Annotated in this window: 16 protein-coding genes and 1 pseudogene; 11 read left to right on the forward strand and 6 right to left on the reverse strand. The window is 57.6% G+C overall.

Features of this window, described 5'->3' with window-relative positions; translation table 11 throughout:
• Nucleotides 1-99: 99 nt before the first annotated feature.
• From ETW24_RS05430 to ETW24_RS05440, 3 genes are read right to left on the reverse strand one after another with little or no spacing between them, the layout of a single operon-like run.
• A complete protein-coding gene (locus tag ETW24_RS05430; RefSeq protein WP_164982698.1) occupies nucleotides 100-444 on the reverse strand; it encodes a copper-binding protein in 345 nt (114 codons plus the stop codon).
• 35 nt (nucleotides 445-479) lie between these two features.
• A complete protein-coding gene (locus ETW24_RS05435; RefSeq protein WP_129370094.1) occupies nucleotides 480-3,659 on the reverse strand; it encodes an efflux RND transporter permease subunit in 3,180 nt (1,059 codons plus the stop codon).
• A complete protein-coding gene (locus tag ETW24_RS05440; RefSeq protein WP_164982699.1) occupies nucleotides 3,656-5,857 on the reverse strand; it encodes an efflux RND transporter periplasmic adaptor subunit in 2,202 nt (733 codons plus the stop codon). The genes ETW24_RS05435 and ETW24_RS05440 overlap by 4 nt, the downstream gene beginning before the upstream one ends.
• An 844-nt stretch (nucleotides 5,858-6,701) precedes the next feature.
• On the opposite strand from ETW24_RS05440, the gene ETW24_RS05445 reads away from it, so the two are divergent.
• The 5 genes from ETW24_RS05445 to ETW24_RS05465 all read left to right on the forward strand — a co-directional run bounded on the left by ETW24_RS05445 (nucleotide 6,702) and on the right by ETW24_RS05465 (nucleotide 11,702).
• The gene (locus tag ETW24_RS05445) at nucleotides 6,702-7,025 is read left to right on the forward strand and encodes a hypothetical protein (protein WP_129370095.1); all 324 of its coding nucleotides are present in this window, start codon (nucleotides 6,702-6,704) and stop codon (nucleotides 7,023-7,025) included.
• Between the two features lie 178 nt (nucleotides 7,026-7,203).
• A complete protein-coding gene (locus ETW24_RS05450; RefSeq protein WP_129370096.1) occupies nucleotides 7,204-9,036 on the forward strand; it encodes a copper resistance system multicopper oxidase in 1,833 nt (610 codons plus the stop codon).
• A 28-nt stretch (nucleotides 9,037-9,064) separates the two neighbouring features.
• Nucleotides 9,065-9,772 carry a copper resistance protein B gene (locus tag ETW24_RS05455; RefSeq protein ID WP_129370097.1) on the forward strand — a complete coding sequence of 236 codons (708 nt, stop codon included), beginning with the start codon at nucleotides 9,065-9,067 and terminating at the stop codon, nucleotides 9,770-9,772.
• A 104-nt stretch (nucleotides 9,773-9,876) separates the two neighbouring features.
• The gene (locus ETW24_RS05460; RefSeq protein WP_129370098.1) at nucleotides 9,877-10,371 is read left to right on the forward strand and encodes a cupredoxin domain-containing protein; all 495 of its coding nucleotides are present in this window, start codon (nucleotides 9,877-9,879) and stop codon (nucleotides 10,369-10,371) included.
• Nucleotides 10,372-10,472: 101 nt separating this feature from the next.
• Nucleotides 10,473-11,702 (forward strand): ABC transporter transmembrane domain-containing protein, encoded by a 1,230-nt coding sequence (locus ETW24_RS05465; RefSeq protein ID WP_254695706.1) that lies wholly within the window; start codon nucleotides 10,473-10,475, stop codon nucleotides 11,700-11,702.
• A 64-nt stretch (nucleotides 11,703-11,766) separates the two neighbouring features.
• On the opposite strand, the gene ETW24_RS05470 is transcribed toward ETW24_RS05465, so the two are convergent.
• The 3 genes from ETW24_RS05470 to ETW24_RS05480 form a co-directional block, all read right to left on the reverse strand.
• A complete protein-coding gene (locus ETW24_RS05470) occupies nucleotides 11,767-12,207 on the reverse strand; it encodes a c-type cytochrome (RefSeq protein ID WP_129370099.1) in 441 nt (146 codons plus the stop codon).
• 142 nt (nucleotides 12,208-12,349) lie between these two features.
• The gene (locus ETW24_RS05475; RefSeq protein WP_237456995.1) at nucleotides 12,350-13,324 is read right to left on the reverse strand and encodes an ATP-binding protein; all 975 of its coding nucleotides are present in this window, start codon (nucleotides 13,322-13,324) and stop codon (nucleotides 12,350-12,352) included.
• 401 nt (nucleotides 13,325-13,725) lie between these two features.
• On the reverse strand, nucleotides 13,726-14,451 hold the full coding sequence (locus ETW24_RS05480; RefSeq protein WP_129370101.1) for a response regulator: 726 nt from the start codon (nucleotides 14,449-14,451) through the stop codon (nucleotides 13,726-13,728).
• A 317-nt stretch (nucleotides 14,452-14,768) separates the two neighbouring features.
• Between ETW24_RS05480 and ETW24_RS05485 the strand changes: the two genes are divergently transcribed.
• The 6 genes and pseudogenes from ETW24_RS05485 to ETW24_RS05505 all read left to right on the forward strand — a co-directional run bounded on the left by ETW24_RS05485 (nucleotide 14,769) and on the right by ETW24_RS05505 (nucleotide 19,438).
• On the forward strand, nucleotides 14,769-15,110 hold the full coding sequence (locus tag ETW24_RS05485) for a hypothetical protein (protein ID WP_129370102.1): 342 nt from the start codon (nucleotides 14,769-14,771) through the stop codon (nucleotides 15,108-15,110).
• A 53-nt stretch (nucleotides 15,111-15,163) separates the two neighbouring features.
• Complete coding sequence (locus tag ETW24_RS24720) at nucleotides 15,164-15,388, forward strand: cytochrome c (RefSeq protein ID WP_254695707.1); 225 nt, start codon at nucleotides 15,164-15,166, stop codon at nucleotides 15,386-15,388.
• Nucleotides 15,333-15,764, forward strand: a complete 432-nt coding sequence (locus ETW24_RS05490) for a cytochrome c (protein WP_254695708.1) — start codon at nucleotides 15,333-15,335, stop codon at nucleotides 15,762-15,764. The genes ETW24_RS24720 and ETW24_RS05490 overlap by 56 nt, the downstream gene beginning before the upstream one ends.
• Before the next feature lie 144 nt (nucleotides 15,765-15,908).
• Nucleotides 15,909-17,118: pseudogene (locus ETW24_RS05495) on the forward strand (IS3 family transposase).
• Nucleotides 17,119-17,673: 555 nt separating this feature from the next.
• Entirely contained in the window at nucleotides 17,674-18,933 is a 1,260-nt protein-coding gene (locus tag ETW24_RS05500) for a flavin-containing monooxygenase (RefSeq protein WP_129370103.1), read from the forward strand.
• A gap of 88 nt (nucleotides 18,934-19,021) precedes the next feature.
• Nucleotides 19,022-19,438, forward strand: a complete 417-nt coding sequence (locus ETW24_RS05505) for a RidA family protein (protein ID WP_129370104.1) — start codon at nucleotides 19,022-19,024, stop codon at nucleotides 19,436-19,438.
• The last annotated feature ends 16 nt before the right edge of the window (nucleotides 19,439-19,454 follow it).

Below are 19,454 nucleotides of genomic sequence, written 5' to 3' on the forward strand. Positions count from 1 at the left end.
AAATTTTGGTTTGTAAAGAAAAATGGAAAAGTTGCAGCCCCGCATTGTGCAGTTTTTGCGAGTGGCAGAGACAATGTCACCTGCCACTCACCTTTCTTCTTACTCAGGCATGATAGCGCCGATCTCGTACATTCCGTTGTTGTTCTTGAGCAGCATCAGCGTGACCAAAGCACCGTCTGATATGTCACCCATCATTTGAACATTTGAGGCTAGAGTGAGATCCATTGTCATTGCAGGCCAACCGATTTCAGGGATCGGCTCGTGGCTGACGTTTGCAGAGTTTTCGTCAATCGAATTGATGGTCGCCTTTGTATGAACAGCACCTTCCATTTGAGCATCGCTCATCCCCATGTTGGAATGGTCCATAGTGCTATGGCTCGTCTGAGCGGAAGCGATTGGTGCAGCCAAAAGCGAGGCGGCAAGGGTTACAGCAAGTTTTTTCATTGAATTGTCCTCTTGGGGTGATTTCACATTTCTGACTATTCTGCCGGTACTGGTGATGCCTCTCGGCCGGGTTCCTGCAGCAGGGTTCGGTTGACCCGGGTAAGAGCCAATCGCTTCCAGATCACAAAGATTGAAGGAATGACGAAAAGGGTTAGCAGCGTGGCAGTCGCCATCCCGCCTACCATCGGGGCTGCAATGCGCTGCATGATCTCCGAACCGGTGCCTTGGCCATACATGATCGGAATTAGACCGGCGAAGATTGTCGCCACCGTCATCACTTTGGGGCGTACTCGTAGAAGTGCGCCTTCGAATACCACCTCTTCGACATCATCGGTTGTCAATTTGCGCTGTGCCTCAGCCGCGAGGTTTTTTCGCTTTTCCCAAGCTAGATTGAGATACAGCAGCATAACAATCGCGGTTTCAACCGCGACACCGGCCAGCGCAATGAACCCCACCAGAACAGCGACAGAGATGTCGAAGCTTAAGTACCACAGGAACCAGACACCTCCTGCGAGGGCAACCGGCAAGGCAGCAAGGATGATCCCAACCTCGATTACTCGATTGAAGGCCAAAAATAACATCAGTGTGATGATAAGCAGCGTGGCCGGTGCTACCAGCTTCAGCCGCTCCTGCATGCGCTCAATGTACTCGTACTGACCGGACCATGTGATCGAGTAGCCAGGCGGCAATTCCACTTCGTCGACGACCAGTTGACGGGCTTCGGTTACGTAGCCTCCCAGATCCCGGCCCGCGATGTCGATGAAGACAAAACCAGTGCGGCGTGCGTTTTCAGACCGGATCATACCGGGCCCATCCACCACTTTAACCTCTGCTAGGTTGCCAAAGGGGATATGCGCACCGGACGGTGTGACCACCGGAAGGTCGCGCAGGCGTTCGGGACTGTTTCGCCACTCCTGGGGGTAGCGAAGGTTTATTGGAAACCGCTCGAGACCTTCCACGGATTCCGACACCTGCATCCCGCCGATGGCGGTCTGAACGACATCCTGCACTTCACGCACGCTCATCATATAGCGCGCAGCGGCATCGCGGTTGACGTCGATCTCCACAAAGCGTCCTCCAACTGGCCGCTCTGCATAGGCTGATGCCGTGCCGTCGATACCTGCAACCACGCGCTCGATATCGACACCAATCTGCTCGATGACGCTCAAATCAGCGCCGGAGATTTTGACGCCGACGGGTGTCTTGATCCCTGTGGCAAGCATGTCGATGCGGTTCTTAATCGGCTGAATCCAGACGTTGGTCACACCAGGAATTTGCACGGCGCGGTCGAGCTCGCCGCGTATGCCTTCCATCGTCATGCCCTCGCGCCATTCGGATTCAGGTTTCAGCTGAATCGTCGTCTCGATCATTGTGAGCGGAGCGGGATCCGTGGCGGTATCGGCGCGTCCAAGCTTACCATGCACCGTCGCGACCTCAGGGACCGTAGCAATCAGCCGGTCAGATTGCTGCAGCACTTCGCGTGCCTTGCCGATGGAAACACCGGGATACAGTGTCGGCATGTAGAGGAAATCGCCCTCGTTCAGCTCTGGCATGAACTCGGTTCCGATACGCTGCAGCGGCCACCACATGGAAGCGACGAGCACACCGGCAAGCAACGTCGTGGCCCAGGGCCACGCGACAGCAGCATCCAGAAAGGGTCGATAGATCCAGATCACGATACGGTTCAGAGGGTTCTTGTGCTCCGAAAGAATCCGGCCGCGCACAAAGTATCCCATCAGAACTGGTACTAGCGTGATGGAAAGGATCGCCGCCGCTGCCATTGCGTAGGTCTTTGTGAAGGCCAGCGGCTTGAAAAGCCGCCCTTCCTGGCTTTCCAGAACAAAGACCGGCAAGAAGCTCACGGTGATGATTGCCAGGGAAAAGAAAAGTGCTGGCCCTACTTCGGTTGCGCATTCGGTGACGAGGCGCCAGCGGTTCTGATTGGTCAGCTTTTCCTTCTCTAGCCTTCGATGCATGGCTTCGATCATGACGATGGCCGCATCCACCATCGCGCCGATGGCGATGGCAATCCCGCCCAAACTCATGATGTTGGCATTCACCCCCTGCAGCTTCATGATGATGAAGGCTGCAAAGATGCCGAGAGGCAGTGACAGAAGGATCACCAGGGACGAGCGAATGTGCAGCAAGAAGGCTGCACAGACCAGAATGACAACGATAAATTCTTCGGTCAGCTTTGTTTCGAGATTCTCGATTGCACGCTCGATAACGCCCGCGCGGTTGTAGGTCGTGACAAGCTCAACGCCTTCAGGCAGGTTTGCCCGCAACTCTTCGATACGCGCCTCAACAGCCTTGATCGTGGCCAGGGCGTTCCCGCCCCACCGCAGGATGACGACACCGCCAACGGCATCGCCTTCGCCGTTAAACTCCCCGACGCCGCGCCGCATTTCCGGCCCAAGGCGGATGTCTGCCACGTCGCCAACTGTCAGTGCTGCACCGCGTTCGTTGACCATAAGCGGTGCTTTGGCCAGGTCCGCCAGTTCATCAACATAACCAGTAGAGCGGATCATGAATTCCGCCTCGCCCATTTCGATCACAGAACCGCCGGTCTCGCGGTTGGCGTTTTGAATGGCACTGCGGATTTGCGGCAGGGTGACGTCAAAGGCTCGCAGTTTGTTCGGGTCCACAACGACCTGATACTGTTTGACCATCCCGCCTATGGTTGCGACCTCGGACACACCATCGACGGTTTGCAGCTCATACTTTAGAAACCAATCTTGGAGTGTCCGCAGCTGGGCCAGGTCGTGCCCGCCTGTCCGGTCAATAAGCGTATATTGGTAGATCCAGCCGACACCGGTTGCATCCGGCCCGAGCTGGGGCGAAACCCCTTCTGGAAGGTTCGCAGTAATCTGACCCAGATATTCGAGAACGCGGGTGCGAGCCCAGTAAAGGTCCGTGCCGTCCTCAAAAACGACATAGACGTAGCTGTCGCCGAAAAAGGAAAACCCCCTCACGTCACTGGCTCCGGGCACAGAAAGCATGGCAGTGGCAATGGGGTAAGTGACCTGATCTTCAACGACCTGGGGGGCTTGCCCGGCATAAGGCGTGCGGACAATGACCTGAACATCCGACAAGTCGGGAATAGCATCTACGGGAGTTTCGCGGACCGCCCAGACACCGATCACGCCCATCATGACTGCAAGTGCTAGAACTACGAAGCGATTTGCAACAGAAGCCCGTATTACAGAAGCGATCATTGAGTCACCTCAACCGGCTTTGTGCCTACCAGGGTCATTGAGAAGTCTGCATTCTGGGTGAAAAGCAGAGTCACTTCTTGTCCATCCGGCAATCCAGTTAAGTCGAGGGCTGGATCAATCGAGAAGTCCATGGTCATTCCCGGCATGCCAATCTGCGTCACTGGACCGTGGGTGATGTTCACCGTCCGCGTTGCGGAGTCGACACTATTGATCTTGCCCAACACCTCCATCGGCGGTGAGACCGTTTCCACCCCGGTGAGCACCAGGGTCATGCCGTCCGGCCGCGCAAAGGTCAGCGCCAATTCTTTGCCGACCGGAAGGCTGGTAATCTCCAGCTCTTCACCCACTTGGAAATTCATGGTCATGTCTGGCATGCCAATTTCCATGATAGGGCCGTGAGTTATCGTGACCATGCGGGTTTCCGCGTCGACCTGGTCAATGGTTCCTGAAACGAGAACCTCTGAAGCTCCCTCGGAGGTGTTTGGCTCATTGGTCTCTGGAGGTGTGTCTGCAATGGGCTGGAAGCCTGCAGCCCGGACAGCGGTAATGGTGAACATCCCGTCATCACTTTTTGAGAGATCGAACTCGACTGGCACATCCAGGGGTACTTCGGCAGTGTCTAGGCCTGCCACTGGCATATCCATTTGCATTGCAGGCCAGCCGAGTTCCGGAATAGGTTCATGTGAGAGCGACAGCTTTCCGTCCGTTGTCACGCCACTCACAATGCCGGTGCCTGTGGCAGCAACACTGTCGTCTGGACCAAGCTCAATGAGCCCGAGCAGGCCATCTGCTCCACGAGACAGCCGAAACGACACCTGTTGACCTTCAGCCAAACGCGAAAGAGAAACATCAGCCCGGATCGGGAAACTAGACGTCATTTCCGGCCAGTCGAGGCTGTCCAGGGCTCCGTGCCGGATCTGTGCGGTCCGGGCCTCAGGATCCAGCGCAGCCAGCTCGCCTGACCCACGTGCAGGGGCCTCGTCAGTCGGCGCCATGCGCATGAGCCCGGCGCTCAGTGCGCTTTCGCTGTCGATCAGGAATTGGGCCGAGGCAACAACCTCTTCCCCCGGCGCCAGCCCTTGTGCGACTTCTGTCCGCCCGCCGCCGCCGAAATTGTCACGCAGCCCCGCGGTGATGAGACGGGGTTTGAAAGTGCCGTCGCCGGTTTTCAGTATCACCCGTTCTGCGGCGCCGGTTCGGATAACAGCCTCGGTCGGGACCGTGAGCGCCATGCGGTTTTCTGACGGGATCAGGCTGACCGTGCCGAACATGTTCGGGCGTAGCAGCATGTCGGAGTTGTCAAATTGCAAGCGAACGGGAAGAGTCCGGGTTACTGCGTCAAGTTCAGGGTAGATGTAGTCAACTGAACCTTTGAAAACACGGCCGGGCAGATGCTCGAAACGCGCTTCAGCAAGCATATTGTCAGTCAGCTTTGCAATGTCGCGCTCAAAAACATCGACAATTAGCCAAACGGTTGAAAGCTCTGTCAGCGATGCAGCGCGTGTACCGGGCTGCAGAAACATTCCGTCCGCAGCCTCAAGTGAAATCACAACGCCGTCCTGAGGAGCCTCGACTTCAATGTTGCGCTCGGGAATGCCGCTGGTTGCAATACGCTCGATTTGCCTGTCAGACATGCCGTGACTGCGTAGTTTGTTACGGGCAGCATCAATGATCTGAGGGTTTCCCGCCTCAATGGCGCGAACCAGATCACCGGCTGACGAGCCGATCTGAGGAGAGAACATCTCAAACAAGACATCGCCCTTTTGAACGGGGTCTCCAACAGCGCGCACATTCAGCATTTCGATCCAACCGTCCACGCGAGTGTGAACATGGCTTGTCCGGTGCTCGTCATAGCCGACGAAACCAACGGTTTCGATCTTGCCGGAAACCTCGGACATGCGTGAAATCGCGGTACGGACGCCAATGGCGTTAATCTCTGCCGCAGATAGCTGCACTTCTGCAGGATCGCCGGAAGGCTCTTGGCCTGCATATACAGGGACAAGATCCATGCCCATGGGGGACTTACCCGGCCCCGGTTGCCGGAATTTCGGATCCATCGGTGCAACCCAATACAAGATTTCGGCCTCGTTTGCCCCGGTCATTGACGACGGGTTGAGGAAAAGTCTTTCGAGAGAGATGCCTCCAGCAACCCCTGCAGCAAGCGCAAGAATACCGAGAGCTAAATAGCGTCCACGCATGGAAAACCTCGTTTTGGCTTGCGACATGCAAGCCTTGTCTGATCAGAAACAGATGGCGCACTCGATTGAGCGCCAAGCGGATTCAATCAGATTGAACGGGGAGGACGATCATGCGGGAGCTCTGACCTGGAAAATACTCCAGCCGAGCTCGCTATCACGAGTTGAACAGATACCAGGCGGCGCTCAACAGACAGAATTGGTGCTGCGTTGAATTCATGAAAACAGCAGACAGCCACTGAACAAGTGGCATTCCGTTCTTCACCAAGGGTTTCACAGTCGCCATTTTGATGGTGCCCGTGCTGCATTCGTTTTGCCACTTTGTGCAAAGTGCAATTCTCGTGCTGTGCGTCAGAAACAGCTAGGGTGGTTTTTGCGGGAGGCGATGCGTGAGCAGAAATTGCTGCAAGCGTGTTCAGGAAAACCACAGCAACAAGGATGGTTGACGCAACGGTGCGTATCAACCGACCAAAGTCACTCCTGAACCCAGTAACTGCCATAGCGTGGCACATAATGAAAATTTTCTTCGGCGCAACCCCTCCCCGTGCGAAATGAAGGCCTCCAGGTTCCTTAGTTCTGAGCTGATAATACTGGAGTAATTCATTGGGCGCGTTGTCTCCCAAGCCTAGGCAATCGCTTCCCTGCACATCATCTAGGCTCTCTTCAGCAGTTCGTCTTCTTAGAAACACTGATGATCGCTCTCTGCTCAGAAAGGCCGCAAAGGTACTGAACGTTTTGTGGCGAACTGACGAAAGCGCACCCGGTTCGCAAATGTATCAAAACGTATCCTTGAGTTGGAGACCCGCACTGGCTAGCTAGATAGAGCGAAAGCAAACGGAGCTGTTTCATGCGCTCAAAAGCGGGAAAATTGTGGACATCGTTGACGCTGGTATTGTTGCTGGCGCTGTCCGCGTTTTTCGCGCCCCTGACTGCAGAAGTAGACAATCGGGCTGAAGCTGTTCCTGTTGCCCAGCATGAAACGGCAGACGGGCACAGCCATTCCAGCCCTGGCCTATGCCACAAGGCTGCGGCCTGTGAGGTGCCGGTTGCACTGCAGCCCTGTCAGCAAGTTTCCATCACCGAAAAAGCAGGAAAGCTGGCGGTCGCCCTGAATGATTCCGGCTTGGCTTCTGTGGCGCCTGAAGCGCACCTTCCACCTCCCAAAACGTGATCCCAAGCACCTGAGCCCACTACTTGCCATTCCCTTCGCTTGAGAACTGCAGAAGCGTGCAATTGCACCGTTCTATGAGTGAATGCTGCTTCGGGTGATCCTAGCGAGTAAGAAGCTGCGCTTGCGGATGCCTGCAGGGGCCAACTGATCAACATCTCAACAGACCAAAGGACTGACGATGCCACCCATCGCACCTTGGCGCGCGGCCGTTGCCGGCGCCGCCCTTGCCCTGTCCGCGGCTGCCGCCGCCCAGGCCGCGACCTATGACATCACCGTGGACAAGATCCGCATTAACGCCGGGGACTTCCGCAAGTCTGGTGTCGGCTACAACAACAGCCAGACCCCGACCATCCTGCGCTTTAGGGAAGGCGAGGAGGTCACGTTGAACGTGACCAACAACCTGCGCGAAGACACCTCGATTCACTGGCACGGGCTGATCCTGCCGTTTGACCAGGACGGGGTGCCGAAGATCAGCTTCGACGGCATCAAGCCGGGCGAGACCTTCACCTATAAATTTCCGATCGTGCAGGCGGGCACTTATTGGTTCCACAGCCATTCCGGGTTCCAGGAGCCGGACGGGGCCTATGGCGCCATCGTTATCGAGCCGAAACGCGGCGAAACGGTGCGGGCGGACCGCGACTATATAGTGCAGCTGACTGATACACATCCGCACCGCGGCAAGCGGATCATGCGGAACCTCAAAATGTCGGCGGATTACTACAACCGCTCGCAGCGCACGCTGCAGGACTTGATCCAGGATTCCGGCAGCATGGGGCTGAAAGCGGCGCTGGAAGACCGCAAGATGTGGGGCCGGATGCGAATGATGCCGACCGACATTGAGGACGTTCAGGGCTTTGCTCCGATGATCAATGGCCAGAGCACCGCGCAGAACTGGACTGGCCTGTTTAAGCCAGGCGAGAAAGTCCGGCTGCGGTTGATCAACTCGTCTGCGATGGCCTATTTCGATGTGCGGATTCCCGGTCTGAAAATGACCGTGGTGCAGGCAGACGGCAATGACGTGAAGCCAGTCGCAGTGGATGAGCTCCGTATCGCGGTGGCTGAGACCTATGACGTGATTGTACAGCCCCGGGAAAACCGGCCCTACAGCATTGTCGCGGAATCCATGGGCCGCACCGCGATGGTGCGCGGCACCCTGGCGCCGCGCGAGGGGCTGGTCGGACCGGTCCCCGAAATGCGCCCCAAGCCGCGGCTAACTATGGCCGATATGGCCGGCATGATGGGTGACATGGGCATGGAAGGCCATGTGATGCGCAGCGACACCGGCATGTCGGACAGTGTCATGATGATGCCGGGCATGGATCACAGCCAGCACGAGATGCCGGCCGCCTCTGACAGCCCGTCCATGGCCGGAATGGACCATGGCCAGCACAACATGGCTGCGCCGACCAAAGCTGAACCGATGGCTGAAATGGACCATAGCCAGCACAATATGAGCGGGGCCAAGAAATCCAAAGGCGGCGCAATGGCCGGGATGAACCACGACGGGCATCAAATGATGATGGCTGGCGAACAGGAAGGCTTTTACGCGGCGGGCAGCGGGCTGACTCCCAGCGCGGCAAACGGTGGAAAATTCCTGTCCTATGAAGATCTCAGCGCCCGCCGGCCGTTCTATAGGGACCGTCCGGCGACACGGGAGATCGAGCTGCGCCTCACTGGCAACATGGAGCGCTACATCTGGTCGATCAACGGCAAGAAGCTGTCCGAGGCCGAGCCGCTGCGGCTGAAGTACGGCGAACGGGTCCGGTTCAAATTCGTCAATGAAACCATGATGGCCCACCCGATGCACCTGCACGGCATGTGGACGATTCTGGATACCGGCAAAGGCCGCAGGGATCCCATCAAGCACACCGTCAGCATCGCGCCAGGCACCACCGTCTACACCGAAACCGAAGTCGATGCGACTGGCCAGTGGGCCTTCCACTGCCACCTCTCCTACCACGCCGACGCGGGCATGTTCCGCAAAGTAATCGTCGAAGGCGGCCCGGCTTGACCCTGCAAGATCAGAAAGAGACGCAAACATGAGCAAAACACGCAACGCGGCCTTTGCCGCGGCCGGCGCGGCGGCACTTTGGTCCGCCCCTGCCGGAGCAGAGCAGCAGATCTACGGCTTTCAGGCAGAGCAGCTGGAATACCGGAAAAGCGACGGCGCGGACACGTTCGTCTGGGATTTCGACGCCCTGATCGGCAACGATGAGCTGAAGCTTGTCTGGCGCAGTGAAGGCGAGCGGATTCAGGGCGCAGGCGGGTTCGAGGCCCTGGAAAACCAACTGCGGCTGCAGTTCCCGGTTTCCACCTTCTTTGATGCGGTGGCCGGGGTGCAAGCCAGCATGCCGGAAGGTCTTCCGGACCGCTACAATGCGGTTCTGGGCCTCAAAGGGCTGGCGCCGCAGTGGTTCGAAATCGACGCCGACCTGTACCTCTCGGACAACTCATTCTTCCGGTTCGAGGGCGAGTATGAGGCTGCGCTGACCAACCGCCTGATCCTGTCTCCGAACCTCGAGCTGACAGTGCCGCTGCAGGATGATCCAGCCTACGATCAAGCGGCTGGCGGCGCCACGGTCGAAGCCGGGCTTCGGCTGAGCTACGACCTGATCGACCGGGCGGTCTCTCCCTACATCGGCGTCAACTACGAGGAATCCTTTGGCGGCACAGCGGATCTGCTGCGCGCCAGCGATGAAGAGAACGGCGTGTTCTCAGTCGTCTTCGGGACCAGACTAATGTTCTGAAGCTACTACGCCCGGCCGGGTCAGCCTGGCCTGGCTCAAACCCTTCCCGCCACTGTTTCGGCGGCAGAAGGGCAACTCCCCTTCTCTAGATCAAGGAGATACCAATGAAGAAGCTTTTCCTTTCCGCGGCGCTGGCCGCCCTGGCCAGCACCCCTGTTCTGGCCGGTGTATCAGGCCACGGCGACGGCCATGGCGCCCATGGCAGCCATGGCGAACAGATGGCGGCCGGCATGCCGGGGAACCGCAGCAAGGTCAACCGCACAGTGAAAGTGATTATGAAGGAAACCGACGACGGCGAGATGATCTTCACGCCCTCTGCCATGGAGTTCAAGCAGGGCGAAACCATCCGCTTTTTGGTGGTAAATAAAGGCGAACTGGACCACGAATTCGTCCTGGACACGCCGGAGCGCAACGCCATGCACAAGCAGGCCATGTCGGAGCAGATGGAAATGCACAACACGCCGAACGCCGTCACCCTGGCCCCCGGCAAGCGCGGCGAAATCATCTGGAACTTCAGCAATGGCGGAACATTCGAATTCGCCTGCCTGATCCCGGGCCACTATGAATCCGGCATGTACGGCCAGGTTGCAGTCCAATGATCTGCTGAGTGCCGCTGCCTACCCCCTCAGGCAGCAGCACCGCGGCGCGGCAGCTCCAATGGGGCTGCCGCATTTCCCTCTATCTCAGCAGACTTATTTCAATGCCGCCCGAGCACAGGTTCCCGCACTACCATTCTTTTGCCCATGAGACCGCGAATTGGCTGGGCTTCAGCTACGGTGAAACCTCTCCGGAATGGGTGCATCCGGCGATGCATCTCGTATTGCTGCTGGCCCCGGCTCTGCTGGCAATCTCCGCGGCTACGCTGCTTGGCCGGGCGCTCCATCTGCGGCTTGCGCGTTCCTCCGCTAGCCTGGTGCCTCCTACGGCCGTGTCCATCGCTGGTCTAGACCGGAACCTAATTACCCACATTGCCCGGACCACGCGCCGGCAGCAGTTTTTCCTGCTGCTTCTGAGCCTGTCTTTATTGCCTGTGTTGTATCTATCGTTGGAACTGCCCAAGCAGATAGTGAACAACGTATTGAGCAAATCGCACGCACCGCTGAGCCTGTTGGGATTTGACCTGACTGCTACACAGCATCTGGCAGTTCTGAGCGGTGTTTTTCTGCTGGCAATCACGCTGAACGGTGTCGGGAAGTACCTGCTGAATGTGCTGAAAGGGCGGCTTGCCGAACGCTGTCTCAGACGTCTCCGGCTGCTCATCTATTGTCGTTGGCGCAAACAAGCCGGTCACCTGCGAAAAAGCGAGCTTCCGCAAATTTTGGGGCAGGAAGCAGAGCCGATTGGCGGCTTTGCAGCGGATCTGGTTGCGCTTCCGGTGACCCAGGGCGGAACGTTGCTTACCATCCTGCTGTTCATGTTCATTCAGGATCCGATCCTTGGTGCTGCAGCGCTGACTATTCTGCCGCTGCAACTGTTTCTGCTGCCCTTTCTGCAGCGGATCTTGAACCGGCTGAGCCGGGAACGTATTCAAGAGATGCGGAGACTCACCCGCGGTCTAACGGAACAGCTGAACCCGGCGCAGGACCGCCCCAGAGATGTGCTGCTTACAATGGCCTCGTTGCGGCAGTTGGAGGCGATCCGCAGGCGGATCCACCGAGTGAAGTTCTTTGCCAAGGCGTTGAACAATTTCCTGACCGCGCTGACGCCGTTCCTCTTCTATTCGCTAGGCGGGTACTTTGTGCTTGAGGAACGCATCACTCTGGGCGCTTTGATCGCGGTATTGGCGGCGCATAAGGATTTCTCAGCTCCGCTCAAAGAGCTGTTCCGCTTTTACCAGCAGCTCGAAGATACCCGGATACGCTACAAGGAGATCCTGGGGTTTCTGTTGGAACAGCAGCAAGCGGATTTAAAGCCGGCAGTGAAAAGCTGACATCCAGCAGCGCTGCTGCCCAGCCTTCTGGCGGAAGAAGCCATGCAAACAAGTCCGTCCGATCTCAGTGGATCCCGTTTGCGCGTTGCAGCTCTCGCACGTAGCGTGTCACCAGGTTGACTTCGCCATCAGTCACCCCGGGCACTGGCGGCATGTTTCCGAACCGCCAGTGATGTGCTCGAACGCCGTTTTTGGCAGCCAGCAGGAATGTGGTATCGGAGTGGTGGCTTGGCTCATAGATCTTGTGAACTAGCGGTGGGGCAACCCCTTCCTGACCAGCGGCGTTTTCGCCATGGCAGGATGCGCATTTGGCTTCAAAGATGTGTTTTCCGATCTGCGCGTTTTCAGAAAGGGTCTCGGGCAGCTTCACCTCAACAATAGCTACGCCCTCCAATATGGCTTCCGCTGCTCCCGGCTTCTGCTCTGTTGGTCGGGAAACGCCCCACATGGCAAATCCGCCGACGGCAATCACTGCTATTGCAAGTAAAAGGCCCGTTCTGTTCATGTCTTCCCCATCCAATTGTCAAAGTCGCCACCGTTGCGGGAGCTGTCCTGGCGGCCATTAGGTTTGCGGCCTTCCAGAGCAGGAAGATCAACGCCTGTACGGCCCGTGATTTGTATCGGAATGTATCCGAATTTGTCCGGTCTCACTGCCCAAGCGGCAGCTTCAGCACGGCGCAGAGACCGCCCTCTGGCTGGTTGCGCAATGTGAGGCTGCCGCCATGCGCGCGCAGGATGGTGCGGGCAATCGACAACCCCAGCCCGTGTCCGCCGGTTTCAAGCGAGCGAGAGTCTTCCAATCGCGTGAAGGGGTCGAATACACGCTCCAAGTCAATTTCCGGAATACCCGGTCCTGGGTCCGACACAGTGATTACGGCGGCGCCGTCCTGTAATCGATATTCAACCTGCGCCGCGCCGCCATACCTCAGCGCGTTTTCAATCACATTGCGCAGAGCCCTGCGCATGGCGTTCAGCCGCAGGCAGATCTGGACGGGATCCCCAGGCAGCAGTTCAAAACCGTTCAGCATGTCGTTTCGTAAAGCCTGGAGAAAACTGCCCAGCTCGCAGTCTTCAGGCTTCTCTGCGTCCGCCAGACCACGGGCAAAGGAGAGTGTTGTTTCGACCATGCTCTGCATCTCCCCGATAAGGGATATCATGCTACTGCGGGTTTCATCGTCTTCCACAAACTCTGCCCGCACCCGCATGGCTGTCAGCGGCGAGCGCAGGTCGTGGCCTAAGGCGGCAAGCATCCGGGTGCGCTCGGCAACCAGGCTGGTTATTCGATGCTGCATCCTGTTGAACGCATGAATGAGCTCTTGTATCTCCTGAGGCCCATCTACGGGAAGCGGTTCAGTAGCTTCCTCCCCCCCCAGGTTTTCAGCCGCTGAGGAAAGCATGCGCAGGGGAGCCGTGACACGGGTCAGCACAAACAGAAAAATTGCAGCCAGGATGAAGCCTGTGCTGAGGGCAAAGGTGATCGTCGGCTGCAAAGACCATTGCAGCGGCGGCCGCTCGAACAATGTGGCTGCGTTCAGCCATTGGCCATCGCTCAGCGCAATTGACAGGTTCAATTCAATTGCCAGCATCTGGCCGCGCATCATTTCCCGATGGATCTCAGCCATCTCTGGTTCCAGATAGGGAAGTGGCAGTCCAGCACTATCAGTCTCGTGCAGTTCAGCCCGGACCTCCCGGTTGGTGTCTCCGCCCAGAAGCGCGCGAACCCGCGCCTCCGCAGCACCATCAGTGTCATGTGAAGTGTGCGTTACGGCCGGGCTGCCGCTAAGTTCGAAACGCACCAGGGGAGAATTGGCAGCCCGGAGTATCGAGGGATGGAGGGACGGGGGAGCTTCTTCAATCAGCCTTGCGACATTGGCTGCCCTGCCGGCGGCTTCGGTGCTCATCGCAGCCCGGATCGCTAAGCTGCGTTCCCCAGACAAGAAAAACAGGCTTACGCCTTGTGCGGCAGCCAGCGCCAGCACGACCAAAAGCACTAACTGCGACCGCAATCTGCGCGGAATAAAACTCATTGATCCAGAACCTCAATATCTACGGACAGGCAGTATCCGCCGTTGCGAACCGTAGTAATCAGGCGCGGGCGCAAGGGATCACTCTCTATCTTGCGGCGGAGGCGGCTGATCTGATTGTCAATTGTCCGATCCATTGGCGCCGCTGCACGGCCAGCGGTCAGATCCATCAACTGATCGCGGCTCAGTACCAGGCGGTTTCGCTCTAGCAGCGCGACTAGCAGCTTGAATTCGGAGCCGGTCAACGCCGTCTCTTGTCCTGCGCTGTCGAGGATCACCCGCCTGTCGCTATCCAAAACCCATTGCCCGAACTTCACACGTTTTCCTGCCAAGCGGCCTGCGGGTGGTTCTTCCTTTGCTGTACGGCGCATGATGGCCCGGATGCGGGCCAACAGCTCGCGCGGGTTAAAGGGTTTGGCCAAGTAGTCGTCTGCACCGGTTTCCAGCCCGGTTATCCGGTCGTGCTCCTCGCCCAAGGCGGTCAACAGCAGCACAGGCAATTGCCCTTCTTGAGATAAGCGTTTGCAAACGGACAGCCCGTCCTCACCTGGCATCATCACATCCAGAACAACCAGATCGAAGCTTCCGGAGGTGAGCATCGCATCCATTTCTTTGGCGTCTTTGGCGGCGGAGGACCGCAGGCCGTTTTTCTCCAGGTAACGTGTGACCGCTGACCGGATTTCACGGTGATCGTCGACCACCAGAATATGGGGGGTGTTGCTCATACTTGTTTGAAATATACGAACACTGCAGCAAGGTTCGAGAGAGATTTGTCGCGAAGTGTATCAGAGGCAGCTTCGCTTGCTTCTCTGTTTGCGCAGTAATGAAAACACATAGCAGCGAGCGAGCAGTGTGAGGTTACCTGACTTGCAGAAGAGCTTTCTTGCTTATCTGCGAGTGCATTAACTTAAGGACCCACATGAACGAGCCGTATTGTCCGGCAGAGTGAATTGCGACGGTCGGCCGCTTGACCCGGATGGGTAGGAAAGGCATCGTTGTATGTGTCCGTGAACTTAGCCACGAAAACGGGATAAACTGAGCAGTGCGCCTCTTTACCAGACTGGAAATTGGGTATTTGCTGCTGGCTGCGGGTCTACTCGTCGCAGTTATCTTCCTGTCTGCAAGCCAGGCCAATGCACACGGGGCTGGCGGCGGAGCGCATATCGCTGTCACTGTTCAGGACATTGATCAAGAACAGGCGGGCAGTGGCCATACTGAACACTGTCATGGCAGTTCGCTCTGTGGTGGTTTTGCTGTTCTCATAGGCAATTGCCTTTCAATGCGGCCAAGCATGCAGATCTCTCGTCATGATATGCCGCTGGCCCTATTGAGGCCGTTTACGATCACTGGCTTTGATCCGCCGCCTCCCCGTTACCTTTCCTGAACACTGATCCTGCGCCTTCAAAGCGCAATCTCAAACTATTTCAGGAAAACAAGATGACACTTTCCAAACTGGTTTCCGGCGCCGCATTGGCGTCGCTCATTGCTGTAGCTGCTCATGCCCACAGCGGTGCAACAGGCATCGTAAAGGAACGGATGGATGGCATGGGAGTTATGAAAGACAGCATGAAAGTGCTGGCTCCGATGATGCAGGGGAAAACAGCCTATGATGCAGCGGCAGTTCGAAGAGAAGCTGAAAAAAATAGGAGCCCATGCAGGTGAGGTCCTGACGACGCTCTTTCCGGAGGGTTCAAATGGGCATCCATCTGAAGCCAAGGCTGAGATATGGACCGATTGGAAAGGTTTTAGCGATCTCGCGGAAAGATTGCAGACCTATTCTGATGGCCTGGCCTCGGTGGCGGAGAGCGGGTTGATGATGTCAGAAACCCAAGGGACAGGCATGATGTCCAACGGCACAATGATGGGATCATCTCATATGGGTTCAGGAAGCATGATGGGCGGCAGCATGATGGGCGGCGGCGCAATGATGGGCGGCAGTCCAAGTGCCGAGGCCCTGTCCCAGATGCCTGCCGACGGCGTGTTCATGATGCTGAGCCAAACCTGCTCTGCCTGCCATACCCGTTTCCGTGAGGAGTGAGGCTGGGTCATGAAGCGCATATTACGTTTTGCCCTTGGCACCGCAGTTACGGCGTCGGCAGCCCTGGCCGCAGCGGCCGAATGGACGTGTCGCGGTTTGATGCCGCTCCTTTGATAGCATTTATTGCAGCAAAGGAGACGAACTATGGGACTGAAACGGACAGAAGAATTCCGGGCCGATGCGGTGCGGATTGCGCTGACGAGCGGGCTGAGCAGGAAGCAAGTGGCCTCTGATTTGGGTGTTGGCCTTTCGACCCTGAACAAGTGGATCACAGCGCATCGCGACACCGAGGTGGTATCCGACAAAGACCTCGACCTTGCCCGAGAGAATGAACGGCTTCGACGGGAGAACCGCATTCTCAAGGAGGAGAGGGAGATCTTAAAAAAGGCAACGCAGTTCTTCGCGGGCCAAAAGCCATGAGGTTCAGGTTCATCGAAGAACACACTGATACCTTCAGCGCCAAGCGGATGTGCAATGTGCTGGATGTCAGTGAGCGCGGTCTACGGGCCTATCGCAGCCGCCCGGCCAGTCAAAGGCAGCGCACTGACATGGTCGTTCTGGCGCATATCAAGGAACAATCTCGCCTCAGCCTGGGCAGTTATGGCCGCCCACGGATGACCGAGGAACTGAAGGAGTTGGGCCTGAACATTGGCCATCGTCGCGTCGGGCGTTTGATGCGTGAGAATGGCATCCGTGTCGAACGATCTAAGAAATACAAGGTGACGACCATTGCCCGGCAGACGATTGCGAAGCAATCAGCCGAGAGGGGGACAGCAACCACGCCTTCAACATCGCACCCAATCTGCTGAACCGGGATTTCTGCGCAGATGCGCCCAATCAGAAATGGGCAGGTGACATAAGTTACGTGTGGACGCGCGAGGGCTGGCTCTACCTGGCGGTGATCCTTGATCTGCATTCCCGGCGGGTGATCGGTTGGGCCATCAGCAATCGGATGAAGCGGGACTTGGCGATCCGGGCGCTGAACATGGCTATAGCCTTCAGATCACCGCCTATGGGCTGCATTCATCATACGGATCGTGGATCGCAATACTGTTCTCATGACTATCAGATAATCCTGCGACAACACGGGTTCAGCGTGTCCCCCTCTCATGCATGTAAACATGCACTGCCGGGGCAGTGGATGAGCGGCAAGGGAAATTGCTACGACAACTCGGCGGTCGAAACGTTCTTCAAAACGATCAAGGCAGAGCTGATCTGGCGAAGGTCGTGGCCAACGCGTAGGGCCGTTGAACTGGCCATCTTCAACTACATCAATGGCTTCTACAATCCGCGACGGCGGCACTCAGCATTGGGCTGGAAAAGCCCCGTCGCATTCGAACGGAAAGTGGCCTAAACGAGCACTTGGAGCGGCACGAAAACGGGACACGTCCAGTTCTTGGAAGCCGACTTTAGTGCCGCCTGCGGCGAACTTGCGGCATGAGCCCCATTTTTCCGGATTCTGCGCTTTGCACGAACGTCCGGTATATGACGAGCATTCTATGCAAAGGCGTTGAGCTGACTTAAAAGGCTGGTTCAGCCTGGACCATCTAAAGGTATTATTGGGGCTTTAGTTTGAGGGCAGCTGTCGATTGCCCCACAGTGTATCCAATCCTCAAGGGCATTTCATGCCCGGCCAGTTTTGGAATGTCCCAAATGACCAGCAGTGCAAACAATACTGTAAGTTGCCACAGGTTTGCACAGGCGAAACCGCGTCAATCAGAGTTTTTCTTCAAGGCTTTGCCGAGAAAGCCCCTTGAGGCGTCTATTTTGATTTCAGCCGCTGGTTAGCTGCAACCGAAGCAGGGGTAAGTCACAGAGTTCTTTTTCCGAACTTGTTGTTGTGACCATTCTGATGGGGAAGACCGGTAGGGCAGCAGCCCGCGCCGGAGTGTCAGAAGAGGGTTTGGAAATGGCTGTAGAAAAGGTGGACACGCTGGTTGTCGGAGCAGGCCAGGCAGGAGTGGCCATGAGCGAGCACCTGACCAATCAAGGCGTGCCGCATCTGGTGCTGGAAAAGAACCGGATTGCCGAGGCCTGGCGGACCGGGCGCTGGGACTCGCTGGTTGCCAACGGCCCCGCCTGGCATGACCGTTTCCCGAACCTGGAGTACGAAGGAACTGACCCCGAGGCCTTTCCGGCCAAAGAGAGGGTTGCGGACTACATGGTTGAATATGCGGAACGGTTCAAAGCGCCCATCCGCACCGGAGTTGAAGTGACCAGAGCCGAGCGTATTGATGGCACCGGCGGTTTCCGGGTCGAAACCTCGGATGGTGTGATCGAGACAAAGCGGATTGTGGCGGCAACCGGCGCATTCCAGCATCCTGTGATCCCGCCTGTGGTGCCCGAGGGCGCGGCGGTGAACCAGCTGCATTCTTTCCATTACCGCAACCCGGGGCAGCTGCCGGAGGGCGCTGTGCTTGTGGTCGGCGCTGGCTCCTCGGGGGCGCAGATCGCCGATGAGCTGAACCGGGCAGGCCGCAAGGTCTATCTTTCGGTCGGACCGCATGACCGGCCGCCGCGCATGTACCGCGACCGCGATTTTGTCTGGTGGCTGGGCGTTCTGGGCCTGTGGGATCAGGCGGCGCTGGAACCGGGCAAGGAACATGTGACGATCTCGGTCAGCGGTGCCTATGGCGGCCAGACCATGGATTTCCGCCGCCTGGCCGGTGAGGGAGTGACGCTTCTGGGCCTGACCGAGTCCTATGAAAACGGGACCATGAATTTTGCCGGAGACCTGCAGGACAATATTGCGGCAGGCGACGCGGACTACCTGAAAATGCTGGATCTGGCGGATGCCTATGTCGAACGCACCGGCATCAATCTGCCGGAGGAGCCGGAGGCCCGAAAGGCCTTCCCTAATCCGGACAGCCTAACCAGCCCGCTCCGCGCGCTGGATCTGGACAAAGAAGGCATCACGACCATCCTTTGGGCCACCGGCTTCCGCCAGGATTTCTCCTGGATGCAGGTCGATGCCTTTGACGGTGCCGGCCGCCCGCAGCATCAGCGCGGTGTGTCGGCTGAGCCAGGGATCTACTTCCTGGGCCTGCCCTGGCAGTCGCGCCGCGGCTCGACCTTCATCTGGGGGGTCTGGCATGATGCCAAACATGTGGCCGACCAGATCGCCATCCAGCGTCATTACGAAGGTTACCGGGGGTCTGGTGAGGCCTGAACCTTCGGTTCGCTGCAGAAAATGACAAAAGTGCCGGCAAGCATTGCCAATGCCCGGACACGCTATCCCGCCATGCCAGGAGGACATCATGGCCCATACCCGCATCCGCAAGTTCAACACCAAAATCACCTACCCGGAACAGAACCTCGACAACGACCTGTGCCAGGCGGTGGTAACGCAGGGCGGCAAGACCGTCTATCTGCGCGGCCAGTGCCCGCAGAATCTGGATGATGCCAAGAACATCGAAAGCCACGACCCCGTCGAGCAGACCCACAAGGTGATGCAAAACATCCAGCAGCTGATCGAGGAATGCGGCGGCACAATGGAGCATCTGGTCAAGGTGGTGGTCTATATCACCGACGTGCGCCACCGCGAGGCCGTTTACCGCACCATGGGCGAATACATCAAAGGCGTGCATCCTGTTTCTACCGGCCTAGTGGTGCAGGCGCTGGCACGGCCGGAATGGCTGGTGGAGATCGACGGCACCGCAGTCATTCCGGACTGAGACCGGAATTAGAGGA

Origin of the sequence: Leisingera sp. NJS204, assembly GCF_004123675.1 — a bacterium.
In the GTDB taxonomy this organism is placed as follows: domain Bacteria; phylum Pseudomonadota; class Alphaproteobacteria; order Rhodobacterales; family Rhodobacteraceae; genus Leisingera.